The organism is Streptomyces sp. UF-297 (assembly GCF_058245575.1).
In genome coordinates this window covers 55,536-69,274 of the sequence record NZ_JBSIBZ010000016.1, presented here as the reverse complement: position 1 = coordinate 69,274, position 13,739 = coordinate 55,536, and the positions used below count along the sequence as shown (strand labels likewise).

The 13,739-nt window shown below is 71.3% G+C and carries 12 protein-coding genes; 6 read left to right on the top strand and 6 right to left on the bottom strand.

All coding sequences use genetic code 11. The annotated features are described in order from the left end of the window. Window positions 1-7 precede the first annotated feature (7 nt). Both AC4IJH_RS12370 and hppD read right to left on the bottom strand, forming a co-directional pair. Complete coding sequence (locus AC4IJH_RS12370; protein ID WP_490851673.1) at window positions 8-499, bottom strand: hypothetical protein; 492 nt, start codon at window positions 497-499, stop codon at window positions 8-10. Window positions 500-796: 297 nt separating this feature from the next. Next, window positions 797-1,942, bottom strand: coding sequence for a 4-hydroxyphenylpyruvate dioxygenase (gene hppD / locus AC4IJH_RS12365; RefSeq protein WP_490851672.1), 1,146 nt, complete (start codon window positions 1,940-1,942; stop codon window positions 797-799). A gap of 129 nt (window positions 1,943-2,071) precedes the next feature. Between hppD and AC4IJH_RS12360 the strand changes: the two genes are divergently transcribed. From AC4IJH_RS12360 to AC4IJH_RS12340, 5 genes are read left to right on the top strand one after another with little or no spacing between them, the layout of a single operon-like run. Beyond that, on the top strand, window positions 2,072-2,539 hold the full coding sequence (locus tag AC4IJH_RS12360) for an Lrp/AsnC family transcriptional regulator (RefSeq protein ID WP_490851671.1): 468 nt from the start codon (window positions 2,072-2,074) through the stop codon (window positions 2,537-2,539). A gap of 17 nt (window positions 2,540-2,556) precedes the next feature. Beyond that, entirely contained in the window at window positions 2,557-3,204 is a 648-nt protein-coding gene (locus tag AC4IJH_RS12355) for an ABC transporter permease (RefSeq protein ID WP_490851670.1), read from the top strand. 19 nt (window positions 3,205-3,223) lie between these two features. Further along, complete coding sequence (locus AC4IJH_RS12350; RefSeq protein WP_490851733.1) at window positions 3,224-4,507, top strand: betaine/proline/choline family ABC transporter ATP-binding protein; 1,284 nt, start codon at window positions 3,224-3,226, stop codon at window positions 4,505-4,507. Beyond that, window positions 4,504-5,415 carry an ABC transporter permease gene (locus AC4IJH_RS12345; RefSeq protein WP_490851669.1) on the top strand — a complete coding sequence of 304 codons (912 nt, stop codon included), beginning with the start codon at window positions 4,504-4,506 and terminating at the stop codon, window positions 5,413-5,415. Before AC4IJH_RS12350 ends, AC4IJH_RS12345 begins: the two co-directional genes overlap by 4 nt. Then, entirely contained in the window at window positions 5,415-6,416 is a 1,002-nt protein-coding gene (locus tag AC4IJH_RS12340; protein ID WP_490851732.1) for a glycine betaine ABC transporter substrate-binding protein, read from the top strand. Before AC4IJH_RS12345 ends, AC4IJH_RS12340 begins: the two co-directional genes overlap by 1 nt. A gap of 43 nt (window positions 6,417-6,459) precedes the next feature. Here the strand turns inward: AC4IJH_RS12340 and AC4IJH_RS12335 are convergent, their stop codons facing one another. The 4 genes from AC4IJH_RS12335 to AC4IJH_RS12320 all read right to left on the bottom strand — a co-directional run bounded on the left by AC4IJH_RS12335 (window position 6,460) and on the right by AC4IJH_RS12320 (window position 12,612). Beyond that, entirely contained in the window at window positions 6,460-7,239 is a 780-nt protein-coding gene (locus AC4IJH_RS12335) for a S16 family serine protease (RefSeq protein ID WP_490851668.1), read from the bottom strand. 190 nt (window positions 7,240-7,429) lie between these two features. After that, entirely contained in the window at window positions 7,430-8,071 is a 642-nt protein-coding gene (locus tag AC4IJH_RS12330; RefSeq protein ID WP_490851667.1) for an IclR family transcriptional regulator, read from the bottom strand. Between the two features lie 388 nt (window positions 8,072-8,459). Next, window positions 8,460-10,256 (bottom strand): DEAD/DEAH box helicase, encoded by a 1,797-nt coding sequence (locus AC4IJH_RS12325; protein WP_490851666.1) that lies wholly within the window; start codon window positions 10,254-10,256, stop codon window positions 8,460-8,462. Window positions 10,257-11,145: 889 nt separating this feature from the next. Beyond that, window positions 11,146-12,612: an MFS transporter gene (locus AC4IJH_RS12320; protein WP_490851665.1), complete on the bottom strand. Its 1,467-nt coding sequence runs from the start codon at window positions 12,610-12,612 to the stop codon at window positions 11,146-11,148. Between the two features lie 116 nt (window positions 12,613-12,728). Between AC4IJH_RS12320 and AC4IJH_RS12315 the strand changes: the two genes are divergently transcribed. Beyond that, window positions 12,729-13,595, top strand: a complete 867-nt coding sequence (locus AC4IJH_RS12315) for an alpha/beta fold hydrolase (RefSeq protein WP_490851664.1) — start codon at window positions 12,729-12,731, stop codon at window positions 13,593-13,595. The last annotated feature ends 144 nt before the right edge of the window (window positions 13,596-13,739 follow it).

Here is a 13,739-nt window from a genome sequence, read left to right as displayed (position 1 = left end):
CGGGCCTTCAGAAGGTGAACGGCCCCGGCGACTGGAGCGAGGTGGCGTCGCAGGTCACCGTGACGCCCAGGACGGAGATCGTCAGCGAGTCCTGGCCGGGGCCCGGCAGGAAGGAGTCCAGGCTGTCGCCCGGCGCGACGGTGCCCTTCAGGGGGCCGACGGCGATGTCGTCGCCGACCGCCATCGCGGGGTTGGCGGTGCCGGTGAAGTCGGTGGTGCCGGCGCCGCTCCTGGCGAGGGTGAGCCGGGAGGTGATGGAGTTCTCGGCGAGCTCGACCGGCGCCTTGATGGCCGAGGTGGACAGGGTGATGCTCGCGTCCGTACCGCTGCTGGTGGCGGTCAGGGTGGCCTGGCCGCTGCCGAAGGAGCCGCAGTCGTACGAGGCGGTCGCGGTGGCGGCGGCGCCACTGGCCGCGGCCGCCGGGGCCAGGGCGAGGGCGCCGGCGGCCAGGGCCACCGCCGCCGCGGCGATACCGATGCCGAGCTGCTCACGTCTCATCGCATGCCTTTCCCTTGCGCCGGGGGCCCGACTGTCGTGCCGGGCACGGTTTCTGACGGTCAGTCGGGTGCGGTGCTGCCCATTGACGCAACAGGGGCGTGCGACGGCAAGAGAGACCGGCCAAGAATCTTCCGGCGGCGGGGATACGACGCGAATGCGACCGCGGGCCGCGGGAAAACCGCCGTGCGCTCCCCGCGCAGACACCGCGGCCCCGCCGGGTCAGGGTCCGGCGGGGCCGCGGTGCCGTGCGGCGGGGGTGACGGCGCTCGGGGCGTCAGAGGCTGTCGCCTCAGGGCATCAGAGGTTGCCGCGCTTCTCCTGCTCCCGCTCGATCGCCTCGAACAGGGCCTTGAAGTTGCCCTTGCCGAAGCCCTGCGAGCCGTGCCGCTCGATCATCTCGAAGAAGACGGTGGGGCGGTCCTGGACCGGCTTGGTGAAGATCTGCAGCAGATAGCCGTCCTCGTCGCGGTCGACCAGGATCTTCAGCTCGCGCAGCGTCTCGACCGGCACCCGGGTCTCGCCCGCCCACTCGCCCAGGGTGTCGTAGTAGGAGTCGGGGGTGTCCAGGAACTCCACCCCGGCCGCCCGCATGGCCCGTACCGAGGAGACGATGTCGTTGGTGGCCAGCGCGATGTGCTGGACGCCGGGGCCGCCGTAGAACTCCAGGTACTCGTCGATCTGCGACTTCTTCTTGGCGATGGCCGGCTCGTTGAGCGGGAACTTCACCTTGCGCTTGCCGTCGGCGACGACCTTGGACATCAGCGCCGAGTACTCCGTGGCGATGTCGTCGCCGACGAACTCCTTCATGTTGGTGAAGCCCATGACGTTGTTGTAGAACGCCACCCACTCGTCCATCTTGCCCAGTTCGACATTGCCCACGCAGTGGTCGATGGCCTGGAAGAAGCGCTTGGCCGGCGGCTCGACCAGCGGGGCGGCGGCCACGAAGCCGGGCAGGTAGGGGCCGTCGTATCCGGAGCGCTCGACGAGGGTGTGCCGGGTCTTGCCGTAGGTGGCGATCACCGCGCGCACGACCGTGCCGTGCTCGTCCTTGGCCTCGTAGGGCTCCTGAAGGCCGGTGGCGCCGTGCTCGATGGCGTAGGCGTACGCGGCACGGGCGTCCGGCACCTCGATCGCCAGGTCGACCACTCCATCGCCGTGGGCGGCGACGTGGTCGGCCAGGAAGCGGCCCCACTCGGTGGTGGGCTTGATGACGGAGGTGAACACGAAGCGGCCGGCGCCGGACTCCAGTACGTAACTGGCCGTCTCGCGGCTGCCGTTCTCCGGTCCGGAGTAGGCGACCCGCTTCATGCCGAAGGCCGTCGAGTAGTAGTGGGCCGCCTGCTTGGCATTGCCGACGGCGAAGACGACCGCGTCCATCCCCTTCACCGGGAAGGGGTCTGCCTGCCGCGCGGTACCGGGGGTGCCATCAAGGGTCTCAGTCATGGCGGCAGGCTCCCTCCGATCCACAAGGTGCGCAATAGTTTGCGTTTCGAGTGGGCATTATGCATAGCGATCCGGCAGTATCGCCGGGCGTTGTGTACAGGATGCCCACCGTTTTCGGGGAGACAGCCCATGGCGATCGATCATTTGGACGGCCGGCTCATCGCACTGCTCGCGCACGAACCCCGCATCGGTGTCCTGGAGGCCTCCCGCCGCCTGGGCGTGGCCCGCGGGACCGTACAGGCGCGCCTGGAACGGCTTCAGTCGAATGGAGTGATTCGCGGATTCGGCCCGGAGGTGGACCCCGCGGCGCTCGGGTACCCCGTCACCGCCTTCGCCACCCTGGAGATCAAACAGGGCCAAGGAGCCGATGTCCGCACCCACTTGAGGTCCGTGCCCGAGGTGCTGGAACTGCACACCACCACCGGGCACGGCGACATGCTGTGCCGCCTGGTCGCCCGCTCCAACGCCGATCTGCAGCGTGTGATCGACCGGGTTGTGGGCTTTGATGGCATCGTGCGGGCCTCCACGGCGATCGTCATGGAGAATCCGGTTCCGCTGCGGATCATCCCGCTGGTCAAGCAGGCTTCGGGCGACTGACCGAGGAGATGCATCAGGTGAGCTTCTGGGAGTACGTCGGCAACCGGCACGCCCAGCTGCTGACGGACACGTACCAGCACGCCAGCGCCGTCTTCCAGTGCATGGTGATCGCCACCGTGCTCGGCGTGCTGATCGGCGTGCTGACCTACCGCAGCGAATGGGCGGGCAACCTCGCCACCACCACGACCGCCACGATCCTGACCATCCCCTCGCTGGCCATGATCGGTCTGCTGATCCCGGTCGTGGGACTGGGCGTCGCGCCCACGGTGATCGCACTGACCCTGTACGGGCTGCTGCCCATCGTGCGCAACGCCATCGTCGGCCTGCGCGGGGTGGACCCGTCCCTGGTCGACGCCGCCAAGGGCATCGGGATGTCCCGTATCGCCCGCCTCGTCAAGGTCGAACTGCCGCTGGCCTGGCCGCCGATCCTCACCGGCATCCGGGTCGCCACCCAGATGCTGATGGGCATCGCGGCGATCGCCGCCTACGCCTCGGGCCCCGGGCTCGGCAACGAGATCTTCCGCGGCATCGCCTCCCTTGGCAGCGCCAACGCGCTCAACCAGGTCCTGTCGGGAACGCTGGGGATCGTGGTCCTGGCCCTGCTCTTCGACGCCGCGTACGTGCTCATCGGACGCCTGACCATCCCGAGGGGGATCCGTGCCTGAGACGGCCGACACGACCGAAGTGACCGAGCCCGCCGCCGCGTCCGCCGCATCCACGACGTCTGGCGCCAGTATCCAGCTGGAGAACCTCACCAAGCGCTACCCGGGCAACCCCAGCCCCGCGGTGGACGACGTCAACATGGAGATCAAAGCGGGCGAGCTGGTCGTCTTCGTGGGGCCCTCCGGCTGCGGGAAGTCCACCACCCTGAAGATGATCAACCGGCTGATCGAGCCCACCTCGGGCCGTATCCGCATCGACGACGAGGACGTCACCGACATCGACCCCGTCCGGCTGCGGCGCAAGATCGGCTATGCGATCCAGTCCTCCGGGCTCTTCCCGCACATGACGGTCGCTCAGAACATCGCGCTCGTACCGAAGATGACCGGCTGGTCCAAGTCCCGTATCACCGCCCGGGTCGAGGAGATGCTCGACCTGGTCGGGCTGGACCCGGGCGAGTTCCGCGGCCGCTATCCGCGCCAGCTCTCCGGCGGCCAGCAGCAGCGCGTCGGAGTGGCCCGCGCGCTGGCCGCCGACCCGCCCGTGCTGCTGATGGACGAGCCCTTCGGCGCGGTCGACCCCATCACCCGCGACCACCTCCAGGACGAACTGATCCGCCTCCAGCACGAGCTGCACAAGACCATCGTCTTCGTCACCCACGACTTCGACGAGGCCATCAAGCTGGGCGACCGCATCGCGGTGCTGCGCGAGCGCTCGCACATCGCCCAGTTCGACACCCCCGAGGCCATCCTCACCAACCCCACCGACGACTTCGTCTCCGGGTTCGTGGGCGCGGGGGCCGCGCTCAAGCGCCTGAACCTGACGCGCGTACGGGACGTGGGCGTGGTCGACTTCCCCACCGCCCAGGTGGACGACCCGCTGCAGAACATCTTCGACCTGCTGCGCTCCGGCTCCACCAACGAGGTGCTGCTGCTGGACCGGCACCGGCGCCCGTACAAGTGGCTGCGGCGCGGCGATCTGATGCGCGCCAAGGGGTCCCTGGCGCGCGCCGGCACCCTCGTGCACGACACGGTCACCCGCGACGCGACGCTGCGCGACGCCCTGGAGGCGGTGCTCACCGACAACGCGGGCCGGGTCGCGGTCACCGGGCGGCGCGGCGAGTACATCGGCGTGGTCGACATGGAGACGCTGATGAACAACGTCCACGAACTGCTGGAGGCGGACCGGCTGGAGGCCGTGGAGCACCAGCACCAGCTGGAGGAACAGCGCGCGCACCACACGCACATGGAGCAGGAGGGCGTGGCGGGCACCGACGGCGCGGGCACGGCGCAAGGAGGCCCGGCATGAGTCCGCGCGGCCGGGGCACGCCGCAGCCCGGCGAGCGGCCGCCGGGCGAGCACGAGGTGCGCGGGCTGGCCTTCCGCGACGAGCCGGACCCGGAGCTGGAATACGGCGACGAGGCCGCCGAGGCAGCCGGAGCCCACGAGGCGGCCGCGGCCCCCTCCGCCAGGCTCCCCCGCCGTATCACCTGGCAGAAGGCCGTCGTGCTGCCCGCGGTGCTGGCGGCCGCGCTGCTCGCCACCTGGCTGTGGTTCCGCGGCGCCCACCTGGACTCCATCGCCCACCAGGCGGTCGACGACGGCAAGGTGTGGATCGCGCTGCGCCAGCACGTCCAGCTCACCGCGATCTCCACCGTCCTGGTCCTGGTCATCGCCATCCCGCTCGGCATCGCGCTGACCCGCAGCAAGCTCCGCAAGGCCACGCCGATCGCGATGGCCTTCGCCAACCTCGGCCAGGCCATCCCGGCCCTGGGTCTGCTGGTGCTGCTGGTCATCTGGCTCGGCATCGGCGAGAAGGCCGCCGTCATCGGCATGGTCATCTACGCCGTACTGCCGGTGCTGGCCAATACCATCGCCGGTCTGAACGCCATCGACCCGACCCTGACCGAGGCCGCCCGCGGTATCGGCATGTCGCCGCTGGGCGTGCTGGCCAAGGTCGAACTCCCGCTGGCCGTACCGCTGATCCTGGCGGGCGTACGCAACGCGCTGGTCCTGAACGTCGGCACCGCGACACTAGCCACCTTCGGCGGCGGCGGGGGCCTGGGCGATCTGATCTCGGCCGGCATCATCACCCAGCGGATGCCGGTGCTGGTCCTGGGGTCCGTACTGACCGTGGCGCTCGCCCTGCTGGTGGACTGGCTGGCCTCGCTGGCCGAACTCATGCTGCGGCCAAGGGGATTGGAGGGTACGGCATGATGCGCTCGCGCAACCGCGCCCACCGGGCGGTCGCCGCCGCCACCGGCGTCCTGCTGGCGCTGGCGCCCCTGGCCCTGAGCGGCTGCGGGCTGGTCAGCGGCAGCCCGATGACCGACGACGTCGAGCCGGGACGGGCCGGGGCCCAGGGAAAGCCGCTGGAGGGCGCCGAACTGACCGTCACCTCCAAGGAGTTCACCGAGAACATCATCCTCGGCCAGATGATGGGCCTGGTCTTCAAGGCGGCCGGCGCCACCGTCATCGACAAGACCAACATCCAGGGCACCATCGGCGCCCGCGAGGCGGTCAAGTCCGGTACGGCGGACGGGATGTACGAGTACACCGGCACCGGCTGGATCACCCACCTCGGCCACACCGAGCCGATCACCGACCCGCAGAAGCAGTGGCAGGCGGTCAAGGACGCCGACGCCAGGAACGGCATCGTCTGGCTGCCGCCCTCCTCGCTCAACAACACCTACGCGCTGGCCCTGAACGACGCCAACCAGCGCAAGTACGGCGTCAAGACCCTCTCCGACGTCGCCGAGCTCTCGCGCAAGAACCCCGGCGCGGTCACCCTGTGCGTGGAGAACGAGTTCGCCGCGCGCAACGACGGGCTGCCGGGCATGGCCAAGGCGTACGGCATGAAGATCCCCTCCTCCCACATCAAGAAGATGACCGGCGGCGTCGTCTACACCGAGACCTCCCAGGGCGGCGCCTGCACCTTCGGCGAGGTCTTCACCACCGACGGCCGCATCAAGGCCATGGGGCTGAACGTGCTCGCCGACGACAAGCACTTCTTCCCCAACTACAACGCGGCACCCGAGATGAACGCCGCGACCATGAAGAAGTACCCCCGCATCGCCGCCGTCCTCGACCCTGTCACCAAGGCGCTCGACAACGACGTCGCCCAGAGCCTCAACGCCAAGGTGGATGTGGACGGGCAGGACCCGCACGAGGTGGCGAAGGAGTGGCTGGTCAAGGAGGGGTTCATCCGGGAAGGGTGAGGAGGTCCCGGGTGAGGAGGTCCGGGCGGGGCCCAGGTACGGGTCAGCAGGTGGGGACCTGGCCGCCCGACTTGAGGGCCTTGAGGGAGTCCACCGCGCCGGAGAGCGTGGTGACGGGGATCAGGCGTACGCCGGAGGGGAGTTCGGCCTGGGCGTCGGAGCACTCGTTCTTGGGGACGAGGAAGACGCTGGCACCGTCGCGCCCGGCCGCCTGGACCTTCAGGGGGACGCCGCCGACCGCGCCGACCTTGCCGTCGGGGCTGATGGTGCCGGTGCCCGCGATCGTACGGCCGCCGGTCAGGTCGCCGCCCTTGCCGTCGCCCGCCAGCTTGTCGATGATGCCCAGCGAGAACAGCAGGCCCGCGCTGGGGCCGCCCACGGTCCCCAGGCTGAGGTCGATCTTGAGGTCCTTGCCGGACTTGTTCAGGTAGCCCAGCGCGGCCTGGACCGCGGTGTTCTGGGACTGCTTCATCTGGTCGGCGTTGTGCTCCGCGATCTCCTCGGAGTTGTCGCCGACGGGGTAGACGGAGTCGCGCGGCATCACCGCCTGGTCGGTGGCGAACCACGCCCGGGCGACGTCCGGAAAGCGGACGGTGGCGTCCGGCCCGGTGGCCACGATCGCCACCATGCGCAGCTGCCCGCTGGCCTTACGGGTCGGGGCACCGCTGATCGTGATCACCTGCTTGCCCTTGTCGGCCCCCAGGACATTCGCCGTCAGCCCGGGGTAGGCGACCGAGAACGGCAGCGGCGCGAAGGCCGCGGTGGCGAGGAGCGCGATGACGAGGGCGGAGCAGACCGCCAGGGCGCGGGCGCGAGAAGACACCCCGCCACCCTAAATGACCTGCTCCGGTTTACCACCCGTCCCAGGGGGCTCGGGGGGCTCGGGGGGGGATCGGGGGGATCGAGGGGATCGAGGGGTTCGGGGCGCAGGGGTTCGGGGGCCCGGGGGCCCGGGGGTTCGGGGAGCGCTCGGAGGCGTACGGCTGGGGGCCGTACGCCGCGGAGCCCGCCGTTCAGCGCAGGGCGTCGGCCACCTCTCTGGCCGCCTCGACCACCCGCGGGCCGACGCGCTCGGGCACCGAGTCCGCGAGCATGACCACGCCCACACTCCCCTCGATGCCGCTCACCCCGAGCAGCGGCGCGGCGGCCCCGCTGGCCCCCGCCTCCAACTCCCCGTGCGTCAGGGCCAGTCCGGCGTCCTCGACCCGGCCCTGGCGGGCCTTGAGGATCGCCCGGCCCGCCGCGCCCCGGTCCAGCGGGTGGCGGAAGCCGGCGCGGTAGGCGACGTGGTAGTCGGTCCAGGTCGGCTCGACGACGGCGACGGCGAGCGCCTCCGTACCGTCGACGAGCGTGAGATGGGCGGTGGCCCCTATGTCCTCGGCCAGCGAGCGCAGCGCGGGCAGCGCCGCCTCCCGCACCAGGGGGTGCACCTGGCGGCCCAGGCGCAGCACGCCCAGGCCCACCCGCGCCCGGCCGCCGATGTCGCGGCGTACCAGCGCGTGCTGCTCCAGGGTCGCGAGCAGACGGTAGACCACGGTCCGGTTGACGCCGAGCTTGTTGGACAGCTCGGTGACGGTCAGGCCGTGGTCGGTGTCGGCGAGCAGCTTGAGGACGCGCAGTCCTCGGTCGAGCGTCTGGGAGGTCTCCGCGGTCACGACGCCCCCTCCTCGGGTGAGTGGCGGCTTCTGTGACGCGTGTGGCGCTGCTGGTCCCAGAGCAGCGCGCGCAAGAGGCCGCCGGCCGTTTGGCACCGGCTGCGCTCCGCGGCGGCGCTGCCACGGGGCGTGTGCGTGACCGGGACAGTAGCGAGCCAGTCCGGTGAGCGGAAGACTCCGTCCAGAATCCGGGCCATCGAAGTCCGTTCTGCCATGAAACGGGGGCTAGGTCCCCGGGGTGTGGGGCGGAGTTCCGCCAGGCGTGACGAAGGGCAGCACCTCGTGAGGAGGTGCTGCCCTTCGCGGGAGCGTCAGCGGTGGGCCGGAGTCCGGTGGGCCGGTGCCGCCGGTTCTGTTGGTTCTGTTGGTTCTGTTGGTGCCGCCGGTGTCAGCGCATCCGTGTCGCCCACTCCTGGACCTTCTTGATCCGCTCGCGCAGCTGTCCGGCGGTCGCCTCCGCACTCGGCGGGCCGCCGCACACCCGGCGCAGCTCGGTGTGGATCACGCCGTGCGGCTTGCCGCTCTGGTGGACGTACGCACCCACCAGCGTATTCAGCTGCTTGCGCAGCTCCAGCAGCTCCTTGTGCGTGACCACCGGGCGGCGCTCGGCCGGCAGCTCCAGCAGATCGGCCTCGGAGTCCGGCCTCTTCTTGCTGTGCGCTATCTGGCGGGCCTGCCGCTTCTGCAGCAGCAGCTGCACCTGGTCCGGCTCCAGCAGCCCGGGGATGCCGAGGTAGTCCTGCTCCTCCTCGCTGCCGGGGTGGGCCTGCATACCGAACTCGGCGCTGTTGAACAGCACCCGGTCGAAGACCGCCTCGGACTCCAGCGCCTCGAAGGAGAACTGCTCCTGCTCGCCGGTGTCCTCGTCCTGCTGCTTGTTGGCCTCGTCCATCTCCTTCTCGGACTCGGCGTAGGGATCTTCCTCGGTGTCCTTCTTCGGCTTGTCCAGGACGTGGTCGCGCTCGACCTCCATCTCGTTGGCGAAGCCGAGCAGCATCGGGACGGTGGGCAGGAAGACCGAGGCCGTCTCGCCGCGCTTGCGCGAGCGTACGAAACGGCCGACGGCCTGGGCGAAGAAGAGGGGGGTGGAGATGGTGGTGGCATAGACGCCGACCGCCAGGCGCGGGACGTCGACGCCCTCGGACACCATCCGGACCGCGACCATCCAGCGGTCGTCGGAGCTGGAGAAGTCGTCGATGCGCTGGGAGGCGCCGCTGTCGTCGGACAGCACCAGGGTGGCGCCCTGGCCGGTGATCTCGCGGATCAACTTCGCGTACGCACGGGCCTGTTCCTGATCGGAGGCGATCACCAGCGCGCCCGCGTCCGGTATCGCCTTGCGGACCTCGGTCAGGCGCTGGTCGGCGGCGCGCAGCACGTTCGGCATCCAGTCGCCGCGCGGGTCCAGGGCGGTACGCCAGGCCTGCGAGACCGCGTCCTTGGTCATCGGCTCGCCCAGGCGCGCGGCGATCTCGTCGCCGGCCTTGGTGCGCCAGCGCATGTTGCCGCTGTACGAGAGGAAGATCACCGGGCGGACGACGCCGTCGCTCAGGGCGTTCCCGTAGCCGTAGGTGTAGTCGGCGGCACTGCGGCGGATGCCGTCGTTGCCCTCTTCGTAGGTGACGAAGGGGATGGGGTTGGTGTCGGAGCGGAAGGGAGTGCCGGTCAGCGCGAGGCGGCGGGTGGCCGGCTCGAACGCCTCCAGGCACGCCTCGCCCCAGGACTTGGAGTCACCGGCGTGGTGGATCTCGTCGAGGATGACCAGCGTCTTGCGCTGCTCGATACGGTTGCGGTGCAGCATGGGGCGTACGCCGACGCCCGCGTACGTCACGGCTACGCCGTGGTACTCCTTGCCCAGCGGGCCCGCGCTGTACTCCGGGTCCAGCTTGATCCCTATCCGGGCGGCGGCCTCGGCCCACTGCTTCTTCAGGTGCTCGGTCGGTGCGACCACGGTCACCTGCTGGACGACGTGGTGGTGCAGCAGCCATGAGGCGAGGGTCAGTGCGAAGGTCGTCTTGCCCGCGCCGGGCGTCGCGACGGCCAGGAAGTCGCGGGGCTGGCTCTGGATGTATCTGTCCATCGCCGCCTGCTGCCAGGCGCGCAGCTTGTTCGCGGTACCCCACGGGGCCCGTCCGGGGAAGGCGGGGGACAGGTGGTGGTTGTTGGTGGCGCTGGTGGTGGTAGTCACGGTCTCCGTCGGGCTGGCTCGGCGATCGGCAACCGCGCAAGCCTACCCCTGGCGGGGGCCTTGTGACCGACGATGCCCATCGCGACGCTGTGGCCTCGGGTTTCGCGGCGGGGGTCGTGTTGCGAGTGCGCTGCGGCCGACCGGGGAAGGTTTCGGCGCTGCGTACCGCGTCGCCGCCGTACCCATGGGTTTCGGCGCTGCGTACCGCGTCGCCGCCGTACCCGTGGGTTTCGGCGCTGAGTGCCGCGTCGCCGCCGTACCCGTGGGTTTCGGCGCTGAGTGCCGCGCTGCCCACCGTGGCCGAGTTGTTGCCCGTGCTGGGCTGCGCACGCCCTGTGTACGGGGTCGGGGCCGCACCGGGGGGTGTCTCCTCGGTCGGCGCGCTCACCTCTCAGGCAAGGTGAGCCGGGAGTCGCGCCTGAATCTCTGCGGGGACACCCCCCGGTACGTCCCCTTCCGCCGGTCCAGCGTCTGCGGGCGGCATCTTCCATCCCGACACCCCGACACCCCGACACCCCGAGGCCGGCACCATTCACAGCCCGTCCGGCGCTTGAGGACGAACGAGCGGAGCGACCACCGGCGGGCGCGGGCATCAGGGGCGAGACCCGCACCTTCCAGCCCGTCCGGCGCTTGAGGACGAGCGAAGCGACCACCGGCCGGCGCTGGCTCCGGGGCGAGACCCGCACCCCCAGCCCGTCCGGCGCTTGAGGACGAGCGAAGCGACCACCGGCCGACGCTGACTCCGGGGCAAGACCCGCACCCCCAGCCCGTCCGGCGTTTGAGGACGAGCGGAGCGATATTTAGCCCGTCCGGCGATTGAGGACGAGGGGGCGGAGCCGCCGAGATTCCCGGCTGGGCCGGGGGGGCGGGCGCGCGGCGGCGGGGGGGGTTACGCGGCGTCGGCCGGGCGCGGGGCGAGGCGTGTGGATGCGGCGGCGCCGGACAGGGCCGTGAGGGCCATGGCCGTGAAGACGGCGAGGAAGGCGGGGGTGTGGGCCGCACCGGAGGCCGCGGCGCCGAGGGCGACCGAGCCGCCGCCGAAGGCGGTGAACAGGACGCCCGAGGCGCTCACGAAGGCGATGTTGCCGAGCGCGTCGGAGACCTGGAGGGACGCGGAGTTGATCCCCGCCTCCTCCGGGCGGGACAGCTTCAGCAGGAGCACGCTGCCGCTGGAGATCGTCAGACCCATGCCGTACCCCCCGATCGCCCAGGCGAGGGCGACGATCCAGGCCGGCATCGCGTCGATCAGCGCCAGCGGCGCCATGAGGATCGCGAGGGCGATGCAGAGCATGCCCAGGCCCATGATCCGCTCGCGGTACGGCTCCAGGCGGGGCCTGCTCTGGGTGTACGAGCCAAGGGCCCACGTCAGCCCGCCCGCGGTGAGCGAGAGCCCGGCCATCGTGGCCGACAGGCCGCGGTCGCTGACCAGGAGGAGCGGGATGAAGCTCTCCGCCGCGAGGAAGGAGCCGGCCGCCAGGCCGCGGACGAGGACGACGCAGGGCAGTCCGCGGGCCGCGCGGAAGGTGCCCCTGGGCAGCAGGCGCAGGATGGCCGGCACCAGGAGGGCCAGCCCGGCGGCGGCCGGGATCAGGGCGGCCCAGCTGCGGTCCTGGCCCGCGTACTGCAGCAGCCCGGCCCCGGCGGCCGCGGCGAGCGCGAGCAGGATGCGGCGCCGGTTCAGCGCCGTGGCGCCCGTCGGGCGCGGCAGCTTGCGCAGGGCGGGCAGCATCACGGCCAGCGGGAGCAGGACCAGGACCGGGATGGAGAGGAAGACCCAGCGCCAGCCCAGGTTCTCGGTCACCGATCCGGCGACGAGCGGACCGACGATGACGGGCAGCACCCACGCCGCGGAGAAGGCGGCCATGATCGAAGGGCGCAGCCGCTCGGGGTAGGCGCGGCCGACGACGACGTACAGGGAGACGATCACCAGGCCGCCGCCCAGCCCCTGTACGCCGCGGCCCGCCACGAACATCCACATCTGCTGGGCCGAGCCCGCGATCACCAGGCCCGCGCCGAAGGTGGCGATGCCGGTGAACAGCGGCGCGAGCGGGCCGCTGCGGTCGCTCCACTCCCCCGACAGCGCCATGGCGAACAGGCTCGCCGTGAAGTAGGCGGAGAAGGCGAAGGCGTACAGCTCGATGCCGTTGAGGGCGTCGGCGGCGATCGGCATGGAGGTGTTGACCGCGCTCGCCTCGAAGGCGATGAGGGAGACGACGGAGATGATCCCGAAGGTCAGCGCCCGGTGGCTGCGGCCCAGCACGCCCTCGTGCGGTTGGGGCGCGGTGTCCCGTTGCCCGGGCAGGGTGGGCGCGAGGGATATCGGGGCGGCTGTGTCGGCGCGGTCGTCGGCGGTCATGACGGCCAGCGTAAGAGCCGATACGGCGTTACGCGCCTGTCGTGCGACGGGTCCGCGCTCGGCCGTTGGGCCTACGTCCGGAGGCCTTGCGCGGGCGGTGGGGCAAGCTGGCGGGTATGCCGCACTATCGCTCGTACGACGACAGCGAACTCCACTACCGCACGCTGGGCCCCGAAGGCTCCGGGCTGCCACCGCTGGTGTGCCTGGCCGGAGGGCCGGGGCGGGACGCCGCGTACCTGGGGGATCTGGGCGGGATGTCCCGCGAGCGGGAGCTGATCGTCCCGGACAGCCGGGGTACGGGCGACTCCCCCGCCGCGCAGGACCCGGCGCAGTACGCCTTCCCGCGGCTGGCCGAGGACCTGGAGGCGCTGCGGGCGCATCTGGGTCTTGAGCGGTTCGCGCTGCTGGCGCACGACGCGGCGGCGGCCACCGCGCAGGCGTACGCGGCGATGTATCCGCAGCGGCTGACCCGGCTCGTGCTGGTGTGCCCGGGCTCCCGGCTCCAGGGCGAACTGCCCGACGACGCCCGGCAGATCTTCGAGTCGCGGATGCACGAGCAGTGGTGGCCCGAGGCCTCGGTGGCGGTGCAGCGGCTGGTGGAGAGCGACGACATGGAGGAGGTGCGGGAGCAGTTGCTGCGCGCGGCGCCGCTCGCGTACGCCCGGTGGGATGAGCCGCAGCAGGCCCATGCGGCGGCCGAGGGCGGGCAGTTGGGGCCCGTGCCGCGGGCCGGGTTCTGGCAGGGCGTGGACGAACAGGCGCGGCGTGCGCTGCTGGCGGGACTGGCACAAGTGGACTGCCCGGTGCTGGTGGTGACCGGGGACCGGGACGCGGTGACCGGCATGCGGGCGGGCGAGCTGGTCGCCGCGTCCTTCCCGGCGGGCAGGGTACGGCCGCTGCACGAGGTGGGGCACTACCCGTGGGTGGATGAACCGCTGCTGTTCGGCCCTGTGGTGGAGGAGTTCCTGCGGTCGGTGGAGTGAGGGGGTCAGCCTGTAAGGGGCGTGGGGAGCTGCGCGACCGGCCCCCACGGGCCCGCGGAGCACTGGGGTGGCCGAAAGGCGCGGGGTGGGTGGATGAACTCCGCGTGGCGGGGTGCGAGCGGGCATGGACTCCTGTACGGCCCC